The 17,827-nt window shown below is 66.0% G+C and carries 16 protein-coding genes; 6 read left to right on the top strand and 10 right to left on the bottom strand.

Annotation, left to right across the window (positions count from 1 at the left end; genetic code table 11):
* Window positions 1–286: 286 nt before the first annotated feature.
* A complete protein-coding gene (locus ABIA70_RS12805; RefSeq protein WP_354147944.1) occupies window positions 287–1,216 on the bottom strand; it encodes a Cof-type HAD-IIB family hydrolase in 930 nt (309 codons plus the stop codon).
* A 148-nt stretch (window positions 1,217–1,364) separates the two neighbouring features.
* On the opposite strand from ABIA70_RS12805, the gene ABIA70_RS12800 reads away from it, so the two are divergent.
* Entirely contained in the window at window positions 1,365–1,664 is a 300-nt protein-coding gene (locus tag ABIA70_RS12800; RefSeq protein ID WP_181365168.1) for a type II toxin-antitoxin system VapB family antitoxin, read from the top strand.
* A complete protein-coding gene (locus ABIA70_RS12795; RefSeq protein ID WP_354147943.1) occupies window positions 1,657–2,328 on the top strand; it encodes a LytR C-terminal domain-containing protein in 672 nt (223 codons plus the stop codon). Before ABIA70_RS12800 ends, ABIA70_RS12795 begins: the two co-directional genes overlap by 8 nt.
* Before the next feature lie 21 nt (window positions 2,329–2,349).
* Here the strand turns inward: ABIA70_RS12795 and ABIA70_RS12790 are convergent, their stop codons facing one another.
* Window positions 2,350–2,991, bottom strand: coding sequence for a TetR/AcrR family transcriptional regulator (locus ABIA70_RS12790; protein WP_354147942.1), 642 nt, complete (start codon window positions 2,989–2,991; stop codon window positions 2,350–2,352).
* 38 nt (window positions 2,992–3,029) lie between these two features.
* Window positions 3,030–3,728, bottom strand: coding sequence for a DsbA family oxidoreductase (locus ABIA70_RS12785; RefSeq protein WP_354148305.1), 699 nt, complete (start codon window positions 3,726–3,728; stop codon window positions 3,030–3,032).
* Window positions 3,729–3,913: 185 nt separating this feature from the next.
* Here ABIA70_RS12785 and ABIA70_RS12780 point away from each other — a divergent pair, with 185 nt between their 5' ends.
* Window positions 3,914–5,032, top strand: coding sequence for a glycosyltransferase family 4 protein (locus tag ABIA70_RS12780; protein WP_354147941.1), 1,119 nt, complete (start codon window positions 3,914–3,916; stop codon window positions 5,030–5,032).
* Window positions 5,033–5,049: 17 nt separating this feature from the next.
* Complete coding sequence (locus ABIA70_RS12775) at window positions 5,050–7,197, top strand: amylo-alpha-1,6-glucosidase (RefSeq protein ID WP_354147940.1); 2,148 nt, start codon at window positions 5,050–5,052, stop codon at window positions 7,195–7,197.
* A 27-nt stretch (window positions 7,198–7,224) separates the two neighbouring features.
* Here the strand turns inward: ABIA70_RS12775 and ABIA70_RS12770 are convergent, their stop codons facing one another.
* Genes ABIA70_RS12770 through ABIA70_RS12750 form a run of 5 tightly spaced genes read right to left on the bottom strand, consistent with a single transcriptional unit; the run spans window position 7,225 to window position 11,933 of the window.
* On the bottom strand, window positions 7,225–7,758 hold the full coding sequence (locus ABIA70_RS12770) for a GNAT family N-acetyltransferase (protein ID WP_354147939.1): 534 nt from the start codon (window positions 7,756–7,758) through the stop codon (window positions 7,225–7,227).
* A 29-nt stretch (window positions 7,759–7,787) separates the two neighbouring features.
* A complete protein-coding gene (locus ABIA70_RS12765; RefSeq protein WP_354147938.1) occupies window positions 7,788–8,783 on the bottom strand; it encodes a sugar phosphate isomerase/epimerase family protein in 996 nt (331 codons plus the stop codon).
* A gap of 1 nt (window position 8,784) precedes the next feature.
* Window positions 8,785–10,038, bottom strand: a complete 1,254-nt coding sequence (locus ABIA70_RS12760) for a Gfo/Idh/MocA family protein (protein WP_354147937.1) — start codon at window positions 10,036–10,038, stop codon at window positions 8,785–8,787.
* A gap of 9 nt (window positions 10,039–10,047) precedes the next feature.
* On the bottom strand, window positions 10,048–11,178 hold the full coding sequence (locus ABIA70_RS12755; RefSeq protein WP_354147936.1) for a Gfo/Idh/MocA family protein: 1,131 nt from the start codon (window positions 11,176–11,178) through the stop codon (window positions 10,048–10,050).
* Entirely contained in the window at window positions 11,175–11,933 is a 759-nt protein-coding gene (locus tag ABIA70_RS12750; protein WP_354147935.1) for a sugar phosphate isomerase/epimerase family protein, read from the bottom strand. The genes ABIA70_RS12755 and ABIA70_RS12750 overlap by 4 nt, the downstream gene beginning before the upstream one ends.
* A 152-nt stretch (window positions 11,934–12,085) precedes the next feature.
* On the opposite strand from ABIA70_RS12750, the gene ABIA70_RS12745 reads away from it, so the two are divergent.
* Entirely contained in the window at window positions 12,086–13,297 is a 1,212-nt protein-coding gene (locus tag ABIA70_RS12745) for an ROK family protein (protein ID WP_354147934.1), read from the top strand.
* On the opposite strand, the gene ABIA70_RS12740 is transcribed toward ABIA70_RS12745, so the two are convergent.
* Window positions 13,298–14,257 carry a D-2-hydroxyacid dehydrogenase family protein gene (locus ABIA70_RS12740; RefSeq protein ID WP_354148304.1) on the bottom strand — a complete coding sequence of 320 codons (960 nt, stop codon included), beginning with the start codon at window positions 14,255–14,257 and terminating at the stop codon, window positions 13,298–13,300.
* Window positions 14,258–14,399: 142 nt separating this feature from the next.
* Between ABIA70_RS12740 and ABIA70_RS12735 the strand changes: the two genes are divergently transcribed.
* Complete coding sequence (locus tag ABIA70_RS12735) at window positions 14,400–15,581, top strand: MFS transporter (protein ID WP_354147933.1); 1,182 nt, start codon at window positions 14,400–14,402, stop codon at window positions 15,579–15,581.
* A gap of 302 nt (window positions 15,582–15,883) precedes the next feature.
* Here the strand turns inward: ABIA70_RS12735 and aceB are convergent, their stop codons facing one another.
* Window positions 15,884–17,536 (bottom strand): malate synthase A, encoded by a 1,653-nt coding sequence (aceB, locus tag ABIA70_RS12730; protein ID WP_354147932.1) that lies wholly within the window; start codon window positions 17,534–17,536, stop codon window positions 15,884–15,886.
* Window positions 17,537–17,827: the final 291 nt, after the last annotated feature.

Raw genomic sequence — 17,827 nt, 5'->3', positions numbered from 1 at the left:
GGCCTGGTAGGGCGTCCGGTTGTGGTTGATGAGGGCGTACCTGCCCTTGTGCCGCACGACGTCGGCCCGGTTCTTCAGGCGCGCCACAGCGGCCGGCGATGTTACCTCGGTGTGGACCCGTGCTTCTTCGGATGCCTGGCCGCCGTAATAGATCTCGTCCTGGACAGGTGCTTCTGTAATGGTTGTCTCCGTCGGGTCTAAATGGTATGCGTTCTTATCTGAATGATAGCGGTACCGCCAAAACGGGCACGCCGGAGGCGGGCTGCACGCGGCCCGCGGCCCGGGCTCAGCTGTCCACGGCCTCGCGCCACTTGCGCAGGAAAGCCCCGCCGGCGTCGTCGTGAATGACATCCTCCCCGAGGCCCAGATCCGTGGCGGTCAGCACCTGGTAGGGCTTCACCGGAACTCCGTCTGCCGGGCGGACGTCCACGTGCTTGACGGGATGGTCGTTGTGGTGCAACCAGTCGGCCATGGCGTAGTCGGTGCGGGAGTCTCCCACGGTCCGCCAGGCCTGCGGGGTGATGCCCTGGGCCGCCAGCAGCTCGACGGCCCGGCTGGCCCCCAGATCCTTGCCGAGCCGCACGGATTCGATGTCCGTGGAAATGATGGTGGGGTCCACGCGGTAGTCCACCTCGTCGTCGGAATTCGGTTCATGGTGGTCCAGGCGCACAACGCCCAGCCCGTGCCGGGCCATCAGCTCCATGGCCTCGGCGTCGAACAGCTTCTGTTCGGCCAGGTAATCGGCCGAAGCCACCTCAATGTGCTGCTCCACGGAGACCATGGCCCGCTTGGTCTCGTCGAAGAACATGTGGGCCGAGTAGTCCTCGGCCACCAGCCTGCGGACGTCGTCACCATAGGCGCGGGGCACGGCCAGCTCGTGGTCCACGTGGATGGGGCCGGGTCCGGCGGAGGTGTAGCTGAACCAGACGGCACCCTTCTCGCAGATGGCGTGGATGACCGTCCCGGCGGGAATGCCGGCGGCGATCATCGGCTCCATGACCTGTTCCCGGATAAAGGAATCCGAACGCCCGGTATTGAAAATGACCGGAATGCCGGCAGATGCGAGAGCCACCAGGTCCGCGATGATCTCCGGTTTCACCTCCCGGGTCACCGGACTGGCGACCGGTCCGTCGACGTCGAGCAGGAGCGCGAGGGGCGGAGCGGACGGCAGGCGGACGCCCGGCGTGGAACCGGCAGGGAACTCGGGTGCAGTCATGGCTCTATTCTGTCAGCCGGCGGTATCCGTCCCGGCGCCGGCGGGCGAAGTCCCCTGGATGTGACGGATGGTCACTGTTTGGCTACAACCTGAGGACGCCGCGGGCCTGACACTTCTCTTGCGAAGCCAAGATGCCTAGTGTGGCATGGTGATCTTCAAAGCTGTGGGCGAAGGACGCCCGTACCCCGACCATGGCTACAACACGCCCAAACAATGGGCATCGCTGCCGCCGCGTCCCGTCCGCCTCGACGAACTGGTGACCACCAAGCGGACCCTGGACCTTGAAGCGCTCCTGGCCGAGGACTCCACCTTCTTCGGGGACCTCTTTCCCCACGTGGTGCAATACCAGGGAACCCTGTACCTCGAGGACGGGCTGCACCGGGCTGTCCGGACCGCACTGCACCAGCGGACCGCCATCCACGCCCGCGTGCTGGTGATCGATGGCTAGGAAACCGAAGGACGTCAGCGTCCTGCACGGCCACCGCGTGGTGACCGGGCCTGAACTGCGGGCAACCTTTGAGGCTGCGGGGGACCCTGACGACCCTGTCCGGCTGCGCCGGCGGGTGATTCACGGCGTGGTGCTGGTGCTGCTGCTGGGGCTGATCGTGGGCGCCGTCATCACCGCCCTGGCCATCGTGAACGGCCAGCTCAGGATCCCGGCGGCGGAAGTCAGCGATGAGCCGGCGGCCCTCTGCCCCGCGGCCAGTTTCGGCTACACCCCCCACGAAAAGATCAACCTGAACGTCTTCAACTCCACCAGCCGCCCGGGCCTGGCCAGGACGGTGGCGGATGAACTCCTGGGCCGGAAATTCCAAGTGGGTTCAGTGGCCAATACTGACGCCGGCTACCGGGGCGTTGCCGCAGTGGTGTCCGGGGCTGCCGGGCAGTCAGCGGCCTTCAGCGTCCAGCGGAACGTGCCGGGCTCGGACTACTTCCAGGACGGACGGGCGGACGCCAGCGTGGACCTGATCCTCGCAGGAGACTACAAAGGGCTTGCCGCGGCGGAGCAGGTGGACCAGACTCCCGGGAAACTCAGCTGCCCCCGGGAGAGCAGGCGGATCGCCGATGACGCCAAATGGCCGGTCATTCCCACCGCCGCCCCCACACCGTAGGACCCATGTCCTTGGCTGAGATCAGGACAGCGGAAGCCCCACGCGCTGGGGCGTGCCGTCGTCGCCGAACCGGGCACCGGCACCCAACAGGATGAAACGCACGGTCCGGGCGATCCGGGCCTCCAGTTCAGCGGGCTCGTTGCTGCCGCGGGCCGCGCTGGAGGACAGCGTGCCGTGGATGAGCTGGGCCTGCTGGCTGATGTCCGCTTCCGGGAGGTAGCCCTGCGCCATGGCGTCGCCCAGGATGCCCTGGAGCATGATGCTGAGCTCGCCCACGTGGTCCGCCAGTTTGGCAAAGGACGACGGCGACAGCACCGCCGCCATCGCAGGCCCTGGCGGAAGGTGGCGGCGGCTCAGGTCCTCCACCTGGGTGCGCACGTACAGTGCCAGCCGCTCCACCGGGTTCTCGAGCCGCGCCAGGGATTCCCGAAGTTCGGCGAGGAACCGTTCGGTCTCGTCCAGGGCGTAGGCGATCAGGAGCTCTTCAATATCGGCGTAGTAGTTGTAGACGGCGGTGCGCCCTACTCCTGCGTGCCGCGCCACGTCCGTCATGGTCAGCCCCGGCAGGCCGTGGGTGAACAGGAGCTCGCCGAAGGCCGTCAGGACCCGGCGTTGCGTCTCGGCGCGTTGGGCGGCATTGGTCGCCGCCGAAATCCTGGGCATGCAGACACTTTACCGCGATGTGTCAGTAAAATCCGGTATTAGACAGCACAGCCGTCCGGGCCGCACGCTTCGCCGTCCGCAGAGTTGACCAGTACCAGTGGGTTGGCGTCCTGCCAGGCCTGGTTCAGGGCTGCGGTGAACGTTTCGGCGGGCTGGGCGCCGGAAAGCCCGAACTTGCGGTCGATCACAAAAAACGGGACGCCGCTGATGCCCAGGGCACGGGCCTCCGCGAAGTCGGCGCGGACGTCGTCGGCATACTTGTCAGTGGCGAAAAGCGCGGCCACTTCATCGGCGTCGATTCCCAGCTCACTGCCCAGGGCGGTGAGGTACTCCGTGCTGCCGATGTCCTGGCCCTGCTCGAAGTGGTCGCTGAGGAGGCGCTCCTTTGCTTCGTCCTGCTTTCCGTGCGCAGCCGCGAGGTGGATCAGCCGGTGGGCCGTGAAGCTGTTGGCTACCACAACCTTGTCGAAGCGGTAATCCAGGCCCTCGCGCTTTGCCTGCTCCGTGACGTGTTCGAACATCTGCGAGACCTGCTGCGGCGCCATCCCTTTGCGGATGCTCAGGTAATCGAGCTCGGTGCCGTCATAGTGTTCCGGGAGGGTGGGGTCCAGCTGGTAGCTCCGCCAGGTGACATCCACGGAGTCGCGGTGCGGAAAGCCGGACAGAGCGGCTTCAAAACGGCGCTTGCCGATGTAGCACCAGGGACACGCGACGTCTGACCAGATCTCAATCTTCATGTCAGCCACAACGGCGCCCCTCCGACGGCCATTCCCGGTGGCTGTTGTCTGATTCGTCACACAAGGGACTTGTCAGGGTGCCTCCCATGGGGCGATAGTCGGAAGAACAGGTTAAGCAGATGCCTTGTAGGAAAGCCCAGTTGCCAGGTCGGGGGACCTTGGACTGTGATCCCCCGGAGGCACACGTGCGGATAGGACTTGTAGCAGCACCATGGATTCCGATTCCCCCGGTCGGCTACGGGGGCATAGAGAGGGTTGTTGACTCCCTGGCCCGCGGGTTCATCGCTGCGGGGCACGAGGTACTGTTGGCGGCGGCGTCGGACAGCACTTGTCCGGCACCTTTGGCCCCCAACATGAGGCCCTCTGAACCAGCCGAACTCGGGTTCACCCTCTCCGAACTCAGCCATGTCATCAGGGCGTATGAGAGCATGGCGGACGTCGACATCATCCACGACCACACACTGGCCGGACCGTTGTGCACCGCCCGGCGGGGATCCCCGCCCGTGGTGACCACTATCCACGGCCCGCTCAACCCGGCGTCGGCTGATCTGTACCGTGCCATGGCGGCCGACACAGCCATCATCGGCATCTCCCGCGACCAGACCTCCCACGTGCCCGACGTTCCCGTCACGCGCGTTATCCACCACGGCATGGACGTCGCCGCCGTACCGGTCGGTTCAGGGAAGGGCGGCTACGCCTGCTTTGTAGGCAGGATGTGCCCGGACAAGGGCGTGCTTGAGGCAATCCATATAGCGCGTGCGGCCGGCATTCCGCTCCGGCTTGCCGCCAAGATGCGCGAGCCTGACGAGATCGGGTACTACCGGTCCGTCATAGAGCCGATCCTGGGTTCCAATGAGGAGTTCCTCGGCGAACTGGGCGATGCCGACAAGTACCACCTCATGGGCGAAGCAATCGCGTTCCTGAACCCCATCCAATGGTCCGAGCCGTTCGGCCTGGTAATGATTGAGTCCCTTTCGACCGGCACGCCCGTGGTGGGCACGCTGATCGGATCGGCCCCCGAAATCGTGGACCACGGCAGGACCGGCTATTTGGGTCCGACCGAAGAGCTGCACAGCTTCCTTCCGCTGGCGGCATCGCTGGACAGGGCCCACTGCAGGGAGCGGGCCCTGAAGCTCTTCAGCACCGAGAGGATGGTTGCCAACCATCTGGACCTGTACGCCAAGCTGCTGGAAAAGAGTCAGCTTCCAGGGGTTCCGGATGGTGCGCACTTGCACCAGAATCGACTACGGGGAAACGTCATCCGGACGCCGGAAGCGAGCCCAAGCTCCACCCGGCGGACATGAGGTAAGGAGAGCATTTAATGACCGCCTGGAACGCCGACACTGAAGCCGATATCGGCGGAACCGATGCAGTAACGCTGGTGGAGGGGTCGTCGTTCTGCATTTCTGCCCACAGCGGCGACATCAGCTCTGAGGGCGGAACCAACGGCGCGTTCTACCAGGACACCCGGATAGTTTCCCGCTGGATTCTCCGAATCAACGGTGCGCTGCGCGAACCTCTCGTGGCGCATCGTCCCGACGCCTATGAGGCCACCTTCGTAGGCAGGGCAAAGTGGCCCGACGCCCGGTTCGACAGTCCGCTTGTGGTCCGCCAGGACCGCCACATCGGGCCTGGCCTCCAGGACGACATCACCCTGGAGAACTATTCCTCGGAGCCTGTCGAATGCGAGATCGAACTCCTGGTGGACGCAGACCAGGCGGACCTCTTCGACGTCAAGGGCGGACGCCTCAGCACCGAGGCCTCCCTGACCAGGAGTGTCCGTGACGGCGAACTCGTCATCGAAGCCGTCCGCGACGGCCAGCGGCGTGGATCAGCAGTACGGGCCGCTGGCGCAGAAGTCACTGAGGACGCGTTGCGTTTCCGCGCGACCATCCCGGCCAGGGGCAAATGGTCCACGTCCGTCATTGTGGTCCCGATGATCAACGGCAGAGCCCCTAAGGAGCCCTTCACCGAGGCGGGGCTGCCCCGCCACCGCGAAGGCGTCCAGCGGCACCTGGCGTGGGAGGAAAACGTCCCCCGGATCTCGGTGGGCGACAGCAATATTGAGGCCACACTGCTCCGGAGCCAGGCGGACCTGGGATCACTGCGGATTTTCGATGCCGAGCATCCGGACCGTGCGGCTGTTGCTGCCGGTGCGCCCTGGTTCATGGCGCTGTTCGGGCGGGATTCGCTCCTGTCCTCCTACATGTCCCTGCTGGTTGATTCGACGCTGGCGGTTGGAACCCTCCAGACGCTGGCAGCCATCCAGGGCACCAAAGTGGATGACGATTCCGAGGAAGAGCCCGGCCGAATTCCGCATGAGGTCAGGCTGGGCGTGACGGCCGGCATGGCTCTGGGCGGAACCGCTTATTACGGCACTGCAGATGCGACACCCCTGTTTGTCAGCGTCCTGGGCGAACTCAGCCGTTGGGGTCTGTCGGATGACGTTATCGAATCCCTGTTGCCGCATGCCGACCGGGCCCTTGAATGGATGGAAAAGTACGGGGACCGTGACGGCGACGGTTTCGTGGAGTACCTGCGTCCGAACCCGCACGGGCTGCTGAACCAAGGGTGGAAGGACTCCTGGGACGGGATCAACTTTGCGGACGGGCGGATGGCAGAGCCTCCAATCGCGTTGTGCGAGGTCCAGGGCTACGTATATTCCGCCTATGTCGCCCGGTCTCTGCTGGCACGTTCGGGCGGAGATACCGAAAAGGAGTCCTACTGGGCTGGGCGCGCTGCCACGCTGAAGAAGGCCTTCAACGAGAAGTTCTGGCTGCCGGACAAGGGCTACTTCGCCGTGGCGCTGGATAAGGACAAAAATCCGGTGGATGCCTGCACCTCGAACATGGGCCACTGCCTCTGGGTGGGCATCGTCGACGAGGATAAGGCTGCGTCGGTGGTGGAACATCTGATGTCGCCGGAGATGTTCACCGGCTGGGGGATCCGCACGCTGGCCTCGAACATGGGCGCCTACAACCCGGTGAGCTACCACAACGGATCGGTCTGGCCCCACGACTCGGCCCTTGTTGCCACGGGCCTTATGCGGTACGGGTTCGTGGCCGAGGCAAAGCGTGTGGCGCGCGGGATATTCGACGCGGCCGCCCATTTTGACGGGCAGCTGCCGGAACTCTTCTGTGGCTTCGACCGCTCCGAATTCCACGGCCCGGTCCCGTATCCCACCGCCTGCTCCCCGCAGGCCTGGGCAGCGGCGGCGCCCATCCAGCTTGCCCGGATCCTGCTGCGCTTTGATCCGGACTTCACCCGCGGTGTTGTCCACCTCGCCCCCATCCTGGCTGAGGAAAAGGGTGACTTCAGGGCTGAAAACGTTCGCCTGGGGCATTCCCGGATTACCATCAGCGCCAACCGGACTGACGGAAACATCGAGGGCCTTCCCCCGGGACTGAAGCTGTTGAAGGAGCCCCGACCACCCCTGGACGAGCGACTGGGTGGCCGGGCCGGCGACTAGGAGCCGGCGAGCAGGGGAGCCCTTCGATCAGGGGACGGCCCGTTCCAGGACGAAATCGTGTTCCACGGTGGTACCCAGCCGGAACGACTTGCTGCCCACCTTGCGGAAGCCGGATTTTTCGTAGAACCGGATGGCCCGGGCGTTCTGGCTGTTGACGCCCAGCCAGACGCCGGCCGCACCGGTTCCTGCTGCGGCCTCGAGGCTGGCGTGCATCAGTTCCGCTGCGGCGCCCAGACCGTGGTGCTCCGGATGGACATAGCACTTGCTCAACTCGACTGACGGAAGGACCGTCAGGGCGGAGGCAACGTCCGGGTCCTCCGCCGGCCGGTTCACGAGCAGGCTGTAGCCGCGAAGGCCGCCGTCGGCGTCGATGACCAGGATGGTGACAGCCGGGTCCGCCAGGTATCCCCGGAAGTGCTTTTCACTGAGGGTATTGGCCAGGTGGGCGGCAATGTCGTCCGGTGACGCCGACGGCGGGCAGGCCAGGGGGAACGTGACGGCGGCCAGTGCGGCGAGCGGTCCGGCGTCGTCCGCTGTTGCCTTTCGGATGCTGTGGGTCATGCCGGCATTCTAGTTCCCGCCGCCTGAGGCTACTGTTTGAAGGCTGCGTCGAAGGAGGTGTTCGACGCCGGGAAGTCGAACTTCTTGAGCGCGGCGAGGGCTTCGGGGGCGCCGTGGAGGCGGTCCATGCCGGCGTCCTCCCATTCGATGGAGATGGGGCCGTCGTAGCCAATTGCGGCGAGGGCCCGGAAGGATGATTCCCAGGGGACGTCGCCGCGCCCGGCGGAGACGAAGTCCCATCCACGGCGCGGGTCGCCCCAGGGAAGGTGGGAGCCGAGGACGGTGTTCCGGCCGGTGGGGCGGAGCTTGGTGTCCTTGCAGTCCACGTGGTAGATCCGGTCCTTGAAGTCCCAGATGAAGGAGACGGGGTCGATGCCCTGCCACATCATGTGGGAGGGGTCCCAGTTCAGGCCGAACGCGGGCCGGTGTCCGATGGCTTCGAGGGTGCGGACGGTGGTCCAGTAGTCGTAGGCGATTTCGGAGGGGTGGACTTCGTGGGCGAACCGGACCCCGCATTCGTCGAAGACGTCCAGGATGGGGTTCCAGCGGTCGGCGAAGTCCTGGTAGCCGGCGTCGATGACGTGTTCGGGGACGGGCGGGAACATGGCGACGTACTGCCAGATGGCGGAGCCGGTGAACCCGACGACGGTGTCCACGCCGAGTGCTTTGGCGAGCCGGGCGGTGTGCTTCATTTCCTCCGCTGCCCGCTGGCGGACGCCTTCGGGGTCGCCGTCGCCCCAGACCTTGGCGCCGACGATGGCTTCGTGGCGGAAGTCGATGGGGTCATCGCACACGGCCTGGCCCTTGAGGTGGTTGGAGATGGCCCAGACCTTGAGGTTGTACTTGTCCAGGACGGCGAGTTTGGCCTGGACGTAGCCGGGTTCGTCCCAGCGCCAGGCGTCCAGGTGGTCGCCGGAGACGGCGATTTCCAGGCCGTCGTAGCCCCAGCCGGAGGCCAGGCGGGCGACTTCCTCGAAGGGGAGGTCGGCCCACTGGCCGGTGAAGAGGGTGTAGGGGCGGGGCATGTCAGGCTCCTTCTGCGGGTGCGTTATGTACGGAGGCGTTGGACGCGAAGGCGTTGGCTGCGGGCTGGACGGTGTGGGCCAGTTCGATGATGGTGCTTTTCGTGGCGGCGGATTCCTCGACGGCGGCCAGGATGCGCTGGACGGCGAGTCCGTCCTCGAACGAGGGCGAGGGCGGGGTGCCGTTGCCGATGGTCAGCAGGAAGTCGCGGGCCTGGTGGGTGAAGCTGTGTTCCCAGCCGATGATGTGGCCCTGCGGCCACCAGGCGTCCAGGTAGGGGTGTTCGGGTTCGGTGACCAGGATCCGGCGGAAGCCCTGTTCCCGGGCCGGTGCGGTGGCGTCCAGGAAACGGAGCTCGTTGAGGTTTTCGAGGTCGAACATCAGGGAGCCCTTATCGCCGTAGATCTCCAGTTGCAGCGAGTTCTTCTGGCCGGTGGCTACCCGGGACACCTCCACCGAGGCGATTGCCCCGGAGGCGAGGGACAGCGTTGCCCAGGCGGCGTCGTCGACCGTTACATCCTCCAGCCCGGCACCGGGACCGCCTGCACCGGGGCGGCGGGTGGTGAACGTGTGCGTGCGGCCGGAGACTTCCGTGGCCGTGTTCCCGAGCAGGAACAGGACCTGGTCGATGGCGTGGGACGCGATGTCGCCGAGCGCCCCGGACCCGGCCGATTCCTTCCTGAGCCGCCAGGTCATGGGTGTTGTTTCGTCCGCGAGCCAGTCCTGGAGGTAGGCGGCACGGACATGCCGGACGGTGCCCAGCCGGCCCTCGGCGATCAGTTCCTTCGCCAGGGCAAGCGCAGGGACGCGCCGGTAGGTGAACCCGACCATGGACTGGACGCCCCGGGCCCGGGCGGCCTGGGCAGCGGCGGCCATCGCTTCGGCCTCGGCCAGGGTGTTGGCGAGCGGCTTCTCGAGGAGCACGTGCTTGCCGGCCTCTAGCGCTGCGATGGCGATCTCGGCGTGCAGCCAGCCCGGCGCGCAGATATCGACGATGTGGATGTCGTCCCGGTCCAGGACCGTGCGCCAGTCCGTGGCGGTCTCAGCCCAGCCGTACCTGGCAGCGGCTTCGGCCACCCCGGCGGCATCGCGGCCCACCAGGACTTTCTGCTGGAAAGCCGGCACGTCAAAGTAGCTGGCAACATTGCGCCACGCGTTGGAATGCGCCTTGCCCATAAACGCGTAGCCAATCATCGCCACACCCAGTGGTTTCGGGTCCGGCTGCGGTTTGGCGGGGAGTGAATCCGGTGCAGTCATGGTGAATTCCTAAAGGGTGGCTGTTTCCTGCGCCCAGTCCTCGGGGACGGCCGGGGATGCGGGAGCGGAGCTGTTGACATCCACGAACGTGCCGGAATCCATCGATTCGGTAATCGAGACCATGGAATCCAGGACGTGGTAGGCGAGCTCTCCAGTGGCGCGGTGGGGGACACCGGCGCGCAGTGAACGCGCCATATCCAGGACGCCCATGCCGCGGCCGTTCGCCGGACCCGTCGCCGGAACAGTGGTCCAGTCCTCGTCCCCGGCCCGCCAGAGCCGGAGGTCGCCGTCGAAATGGTTGGGGTCGGGCAGGGAGAGCGTGGCCTCGGTGCCCGTGATTTCCACGAAACCCATCCGGACACGCGGCGATTCGAAGGAGAAGACACTGTGGGAGGAGGCGCCGTTTTCGAACTGCGCCATCGCGGAAACGTGGGTGGGCACGTCTACCGTGAATTTCTCGCCGGCCTTGGGTCCGGAACCGATGACGCGGACCTCTTTGGATTTGGATCCGACGGCGGCCACCTTGCGGATGGAGCCGAACGTCTGGACCAGGGTGGTGAGGTAGTACGGACCCATGTCGAACAGCGGCCCGGCGCCGGACTGGAACAGGAAGGCCGGGTTGGGGTGCCAGGATTCCGGGCCGGGCGTCTGGAACGTTGTCATGGCGGTCAGCGGAGTGCCGATGTCGCCGCGATCGATGATCCGCTGAGCCGTCTGCAGCCCTGCGCCGAGGAAGGTGTCCGGTGCGCAGCCGAGGCGCATCCCGGCGTCCTCGGCGGTCTTCAACAGACCCAGGCCGGACTCGCGGTCCAGCGAGAACGGCTTTTCCGTCCAGACATGTTTGCCGGCCTTGACGGCTGCGGTGGCAACCTCCACATGGGCCGCCGGGATGGTCAGGTTGACGATGATTTCGACGTCGGGGTGGTCCAGTGCGGCGTCAACGCCGCCCCACTCCGGGATGCCGTATTCCTTGGCACGCGCCTGGGCGGCCTCCTCGAAGAGGTCGGCAATGACGAGCACTTTGAGGTCGGGGAAAACAGTGAGGTTGTCCAGATACTGCTTGCTGATGTTTCCGGCCCCGATGACGGCAACCCCCACCGGCCCCCGGCCTGAGGCTGCGCCTGTTCCTGCCGGGCTCATGCCTTGCCGCCTTCGGCTGCGGAAGCGTCGGCGGAGTTCAGGAAGGCGAGGCTCTGGGCGATCCCTTCGAAAATGTCACCGTCATAGTCATCAAACTCAACGACGCCGGTCTCCAGGGATTGTGCCGCGGCAATGACGTCCAGGACGGCAACCTTGCCCTTCCCGGCGGGCTGCTGTGCCTTGGTGTCGGTATTGAGGGGGCCGTCCTTGATGTGGATGAACTTCACGCGGTCCCCGAGCTTGCCCAGGATGTCTACCGGGTCCTGTCCGCCCACGGCAACCCAATAGGTGTCCACCTCGAGGACGAGCTCGGGGTCCAGGAGATCGGCGAAGTACTCCAATGCTGTGCGCCCCTCGATGGTGGACTCCAACTCCCACGCATGGTTGTGGTACCCCACGCGGATGCCGTATTCGGCGCCCTTTTTGGCCGCGGCGTTGAGGCCGGCAGCGGTGGCCTGGATGTCCTCAGCGGACTGCCAGTGCTCGGCAGCGATAAATGGATCGATGACAGTGCTGATGCCCAGTTCCCTGGCTGCCGTGAAGATCTCGTCCTGGTCCTGGCTGAGGAGCGGGGCGTGGCCGGAGGGTGCGGTGATGGCGTTGTCCTTCATTGCGGCGCCGAGTTCCTTGGCGGTGGCGACGAAGTTGTACGGTTCCACCTGCGTGAAGCCGATCTCGGCCACCCGCCGGATGGTGCCGGGCAGGTCCGCCTGGATGGCGTTGCGCAGGGTGTACAGCTGGAGTGAGTACGGCATCGGGACTCTCCTGAAGATGTGACGACGGCTTCGGCCAGAACGATTCCCCTAAAGCTAGGACGACTTTTGCCGGAGGTCAAGCAAAAGAAGATCGCTTTGCGACATTCTTTTCCCGCGTGACATGCAGAACCCTGTTGTGTTATTCATGTTTGATGACCTTGAACCCTGGCCACCGACCGGCGGCAGCCGACGCAGGAGGCAGCCTGGCGCGCGCCGGCGACCTGTTCCAGCTGTTGCGGGACGGACAGGCGAGGACCCGCGCCGAACTCGCTATGACCACAGGGCTGGCGCGTTCCACAGTGGCAGCCCGCATCGACGCCTTGCTCCTGTCCGGACTGGTGGGACCTGCGGGGGAGGCAAACTCCAGCGGCGGCAGGCCGCCGTCGCGCTTTGCCTTCAACCCCGCGGCACGGACCGTGTTGGCGGTCGACGTCGGGGCCACCCATGTCATCGTTGCGGTCACCGATCTCAGTGGGCGGGTGCTGGCCGAACAGCGGCTGGTCCAGGATGTGGCTGCCGGCCCCGAGGCCGTGCTGGACCGGGTGGTGAGCGAGGGCCTGGCGGTCCTCGCCAAGGCCGGCCGGACCGCCGGCCACCTTGCCGGGGTGGGAATCGGTCTGCCCGGACCCGTGGAGCACAACACCGGGCGGCCGGTGAAGCCCCCCATCATGCCGGGCTGGGACGGGTTCGACGTCGTCCGCTACGTTCAGCGCTCCCTGCCCGTTCCCGTGCTGGTGGACAACGACGTGAACATCATGGCGCTTGGTGAGCGCACGGCGCACTGGCCCGCTCACGAAAATTTCCTGTTCATCAAGGTGGCCACCGGCATCGGCGCCGGGATCATCAGCAGCGGTGAGCTGCAACGCGGCGCCAACGGAACTGCCGGCGACCTTGGCCACGTGCGGGTGCCGCGCGGCGATGACGTGCTGTGCCGGTGCGGAAACTACGGGTGCCTGGAGGCGCTGGCGTCCGGACCGGCCGTTGCCGCCGAGCTGGAACGCCAGGGTGTGCCGGCGCGCAAGGGCAGTGATGTCCTGAGGTTGGTCGGTGAGGGCAACCTCCAGGCCGTCCAGGCCTTGCGCCAGGCAGGCCGGGACCTGGGAGACGTCCTCGCCACCGTCGTGAACCTGCTCAATCCGTCAGTGATCGTCATCGGCGGCAGCCTGGGGCAGGCCGGGGAGCACCTGATGGCGGGGGCGCGCGAAGTGGTGTATCGGCGCTCGCTGCCCTTGGCGACAACCCACCTCCGGATCGCCCTCTCCATGGCAGGGGACCAAGCAGCCATCATTGGTGCGAGCCAGATGGTGACGCAGTACGTATTATCGCCCGCTGCGATCGAGGCGACGCTCCAGGCAGCGGGGTAATTACCCGGTAATTACGCGGACCGGTGAACCCGCAAGCCACGCGCTGACATCCTCAAAAGCGCCACCGTAGAACTGGCTGTAGCTCTCCCGTGTGACGTAGCCGAGGTGCGGGGACAGCACGGTGTTCGGGGCGGCGAGGAGCGGGTGGCCCGCCGGGAGTGGTTCCTCGTCGAACACGTCCAGCGCAGCTCCCCGGATCCAGCCCTCGCCCAAGGCCCGGACCAGGGCGTCCTGGTTAACCAGGGGTCCCCTCGCAGTATTCACCAAAAGGCCTTCCGGACCGAGCAGCCGCAGTTCCTCTTCGCCCACAATCCCTTCGGAGCGGGGAGAGAGCCGCAGGTGGAGGGTGGCGACGTCGGAATTCCTGAAAAGGTCTTCCTTGCTGACTTTCCGGGCCCCGGCCTCCGCGGCCGCTTCCTCTGTCAGGTTCTCGCTCCACGCCAGCACGTCCATGCCAAAGGCCTGCCCGTAGGCTGCGATCCGCCGCCCGATCCTGCCCAGGCCCACAATGCCCAGGGTCTTGCCCGCGAGTTCGATGCCCACGGAGGTCTGCCAGGTTCCGGCCCGCAGTGAGTTCTCCTCGGCCGGAAGATTACGGGCAAGCGCCAGGAGCAGGGCCCACGTCAGTTCCGGAGCGGCGGTGGGCGAGCCGGGTGTCCCGCACACTGTGATGCCAAGTTCGCTGGCCGCGTCAACGTCGATGGCGGCGTTTGCCATGCCGGTGGTGACGAGAAGTTTGAGGGCGGGAAGTTTCTCCAGCACGGCGCGGGGGAAGGGCGTACGCTCCCGCATCGCCACGACAATCCGGCAGTCGACGAGCGCCGCCACCAGCGCATCCGGGGACTGGAACGGTTCACGGAAGACGGACGTCGAGACGCCGGCCTGCTCCAATGAGGCCCAGTCGGCGAAGCCGTGAGCAACGTCCTGGTAGTCGTCAAGGATGGCAAGCCGCTGCTGCATGTCTGGTCCTTCGTCCGTGGGCTGGGCCGTGATGTTCATCCTAGGCCCCCTCGCCGGAGGCGGCGCCAGGGGCGGGGCGTGATAGCAATGGAGTGATGAAATCATTTTTAAGCCTCCCGGCAATCCGGTGAGCGGGCAGTTCATGGCAAAAGTTCCAAAATCCTGGATTCTGCTTGCCAGCATCGGACTGCTCGCCCTGAACCTGCGCGGCCCCTTTGTGGCCGTGGCTCCCGTTGTGGATGTCATGCAGGCGGACCTCGGGTTTTCGCCCGTGATACTCGGGCTCCTTACCAGCATCCCGGTGCTGTGCTTTGCGCTCGCTGCCCCGCTGGCGTCGCTGACGACGCGGCGATTTGGTGCGGAATTCGCCGTCACGCTCACCATTTTGGGGGTGCTTGCCGGAGTGGTCGTCCGCTCGGCCGGCGGTCCGGCGCTCGTGCTGGCGGGAACGGTGATGATCGGCCTGGCCATCACCATCGGCAATATCGCGGTTCCCCTGATAGTCCGGCGCGACTTCTCGCCGCAGCGGCAGGGCACGGCCATGGGTGTCTATACGGCAGCCCTGAACATCGGATCGTTCCTGACATCCATGGTGGCGGCGCCGCTCGCCGAGCTGGCCGGTTGGCAGCTCTCCCTGGCATCCGTCGGCATCCTGGCGGTGGTGGCAATCATCTTCTGGACGTTCGCCGTAGGTGCCCGCACCGCGTTTGTCCCCTGCGCGGACGTGGTTCCCGGCGGCCAGGAGCATCCGGCGGTCAAGGGTTCCGGCTGGATCACCGCCGGACTCACGGCCGGTTTCGCCGGACAGGCTTTCTCCTACTACGCGGTGACCGCCTGGCTGCCGAGCTACCTCAACGATGAGCTGGACATGTCCGCCTCCGCCGCCGGTGCGGGATCGTCGCTGTTCCAGATCTTCGCCATCGTCGGTGGGCTCGGCGTCCCGCTTGCCACCAAATACTTCAGTACGACGACGACGGCGGTCACCTTGGGGGTGTTGTGGGTGACGGTGCCGGGCGGGCTGATGCTCGCGCCGCACCTGTGGTGGCTCTGGTCCACCTTCGGCGGCATCGCGCAGGGCGGAGGCATCACCCTGATCTTCATTGCCATCATCAAACTGGCCCGGGACCAGGCATCCGCGGGCAGGATGTCAGCCGTTGTCCAGGGACTCGGGTACTGCTTCGCCGCGGTGGCCCCGCCCCTGGTGGGTTTTGTCCACAACGAGACGGGTTCATGGACCCCTGCGCTGCTCCTGATCCTGGCCTCGACGCTGACATTCTTCCTCAGCACAACCCTGTCCGTACGGCTGGTGCCCAAGGGCCGCTGACCCGGCCCGCCGCCGTCGTACTTTTTCCTTCCCGCCCCCTCCCCGCCCCTCCCGACGCTCTGGCAGATCCTGCAGCAAATGCCGGAACGGTCTATCACTCCCTTCTGGAGAGTGATAGACCGTTCCGGGTTTTCCTGCGTTAAGTGAAAGAGCGTCGCCAGGGGCGTGCCGGTGTGGTGCGTCCCGGCGTCGTCCGTTTTGCTGAAGGTGCTTCCGTCGCCGGGCCGGCTCCCCGGATTTCGGGGTTCCTGTTGCGAAGGGCGTGCCGGCCCGGCGGACGGAATTCTGTGCCTGCTGCCTTTTTAGGCGGCGGCGAGTTCCTCGGCGGAGGCCTTGGTCTTTGCTTCCGTCAGGTACCTGGCGTAGGCGGGGAGGGTGAGGAACGACGGGAAGTCCTGGCCGAGGGTGACCTCTTCGAAGATGTCGCGGGCGTCTTCGAAGCGGTCCCCGTCGAAGCGTTCCAGGCGGGCGAACTCTTCGTCGAGGAGCTCCTCGATCCAGTGGTGGGTGATGATTTCGCCGTGGTCGGTGATGGCGGAGGCGAACATCCACTGCCAGAGCTGGGAGCGGGAGATTTCGGCGGTGGCGGCGTCTTCCATGAGGTTGTGGATGGCGACTGCGCCGTTGCCCCGGAGCCAGGATTCGATGTAGCGGATGCCTACTTCGATGTTGTTCCGGATGCCCTGTTCGGTGATGGTGCCTGTTGTGGCGGCGACGTTGATGAGGGCGGCGTCATCGGGGATCACGTCCTCCCGGGTGCGTTCGAGCTGGTTGGGACGCTCGCCGAGGATGGAGTCGAACACCTCGCGGCATACCGGCACGAGGTCCGGGTGGGCCACCCAGGAGCCATCGAAGCCGTCGTTGGCCTCGCGGGTCTTATCGGCGCGGACCTTTTCGAAGGCGTTGGTGTTCGCGGCTTCGTCCTTGCGGTTGGGGACGGCTGCTGCCATCCCGCCGATGGCCATGGCGCCGCGCTTGTGGCAGGCACGGACCAGTTGTTCGGTGTAGGCGCGCATGAAGGGCTGGGTCATGGTCACCTGGCCGCGGTCCGGGAGGACGAACCGGGGGCCGCGGGTGCGGAAGTTCTTGATCAGGGAGAAGATGTAGTCCCAGCGGCCGGCGTTCAGGCCCGAGGCGTGGTCGCGCAGTTCGTAGAGGATTTCCTCCATTTCGAAGGCCGCGGTGATGGTCTCGATCAGCACGGTGGCGCGGATGGTGCCCTGCGGGATTCCCAGCAGGTCCTGGGCGAGAACGAAGATGTCGTTCCACAGCCGTGCTTCGAGGTGGTTCTCGATCTTGGGCAGGTAGAAGTACGGTCCCTTGCCCTGGGCCAGGAGACGGCGGGCGTTGTGGAAGAAGTACAGGCCGAAGTCCACGATTCCGCCGGCCACCGGGGCGCCGTCGATGATCATGTGTTTCTCGGGCAGGTGCCAGCCGCGGGGGCGGACCACGATGGTGGGCAGTTCGGCGGCGGGACGGAGCTTGTATTCCTTGCCCTCGGGACTCGTGAAGTCGATCCGGCGTTCCAGGGCGTCGGTGAGGTTCAGCTGGCCCTTGATGACGTTGCGCCAGGTGGGGGTAGAGGAGTCCTCCATGTCAGCGAGCCAGACCTTGGCGCCGGAGTTCAGGGCGTTGATGGTCATTTTCTGATCCACGGGTCCGGTGATTTCCACGCGGCGGTCCTCCAGGCCCGGGGCCGGGGGAGCGACGCGCCAGGACGGGTCGTTGCGGATGTCCTCGGTTTCCCGCAGGAACCGCGGATCCTGGCCGGCGGCGATCTCGGCCCGCCGGTTCCGCCGGGCCTGCAGCAGCTCCTGCCGACGCTCGGCAGTTGCCCGGTGCAGTTTCGCGACGAACTCCAGAGCGTCCGGAGTAAGAACCTCGTTCTGCCGGCAGATGGGCTGCGCGGTCATGGTGATTCCGTTGATCGTGAAGTCGTCAGTAAAGCTGTTCATGTCAATCTCTCCTCGGAGACAAAGTGTTCGACGGCGGGGTACAGGTCGGGGCCGAAAAAGGTCATCCTCCGTGTGCTGTTCCCCATCCCCGCCGGGGCCTCGCAGAGCTCGGCCGGGCGGGGACAGGGCCCCTTTTACGCACACTTCCGGATCACCTTTCCCGGCCCCCGGTGGCATCGGCACCCTGGGTGCCGGCCGCCGTCGTGCCTTCGGGCGAGCAGTTCATCCGCTCACCGTGGGTGGTGGGCCCACAGCCGCTGGGTTCCATCGCGAGCTTGCGAGTGGAGGGAG

It is taken from the genome of Arthrobacter sp. 754 (assembly GCF_040548695.1).
Taxonomy (GTDB): domain Bacteria; phylum Actinomycetota; class Actinomycetes; order Actinomycetales; family Micrococcaceae; genus Arthrobacter.
Note: the sequence above shows the minus strand (reverse complement) of the source record. Positions and strands in the feature narration are given on the sequence as shown.

Bases quoted from the DNA above. Each gene is read 5' to 3' on its own strand.
- ABIA70_RS12795 (WP_354147943.1), top strand. From the start codon at position 1,657: ATGGCTAGGAAACCGAAGGACGTCAGCGTCCTGCACGGCCACCGCGTG.
- ABIA70_RS12755 (WP_354147936.1), bottom strand. From the start codon at position 11,178: ATGAGCCCGGCAGGAACAGGCGCAGCCTCAGGCCGGGGGCCGGTGGGG.
- ABIA70_RS12735 (WP_354147933.1), top strand. From the start codon at position 14,400: ATGGCAAAAGTTCCAAAATCCTGGATTCTGCTTGCCAGCATCGGACTG.
- ABIA70_RS12745 (WP_354147934.1), top strand. From the start codon at position 12,086: ATGACCTTGAACCCTGGCCACCGACCGGCGGCAGCCGACGCAGGAGGC.
- ABIA70_RS12775 (WP_354147940.1), top strand. From the start codon at position 5,050: ATGACCGCCTGGAACGCCGACACTGAAGCCGATATCGGCGGAACCGAT.
- ABIA70_RS12750 (WP_354147935.1), bottom strand. From the start codon at position 11,933: ATGCCGTACTCACTCCAGCTGTACACCCTGCGCAACGCCATCCAGGCG.
- ABIA70_RS12760 (WP_354147937.1), bottom strand. From the start codon at position 10,038: ATGACTGCACCGGATTCACTCCCCGCCAAACCGCAGCCGGACCCGAAA.
- ABIA70_RS12790 (WP_354147942.1), bottom strand. From the start codon at position 2,991: ATGCCCAGGATTTCGGCGGCGACCAATGCCGCCCAACGCGCCGAGACG.
- ABIA70_RS12805 (WP_354147944.1), bottom strand. From the start codon at position 1,216: ATGACTGCACCCGAGTTCCCTGCCGGTTCCACGCCGGGCGTCCGCCTG.
- ABIA70_RS12770 (WP_354147939.1), bottom strand. From the start codon at position 7,758: ATGACCCACAGCATCCGAAAGGCAACAGCGGACGACGCCGGACCGCTC.
- ABIA70_RS12740 (WP_354148304.1), bottom strand. From the start codon at position 14,257: ATGCAGCAGCGGCTTGCCATCCTTGACGACTACCAGGACGTTGCTCAC.
- aceB (WP_354147932.1), bottom strand. From the start codon at position 17,536: ATGAACAGCTTTACTGACGACTTCACGATCAACGGAATCACCATGACC.
- ABIA70_RS12765 (WP_354147938.1), bottom strand. From the start codon at position 8,783: ATGCCCCGCCCCTACACCCTCTTCACCGGCCAGTGGGCCGACCTCCCC.
- ABIA70_RS12785 (WP_354148305.1), bottom strand. From the start codon at position 3,728: ATGAAGATTGAGATCTGGTCAGACGTCGCGTGTCCCTGGTGCTACATC.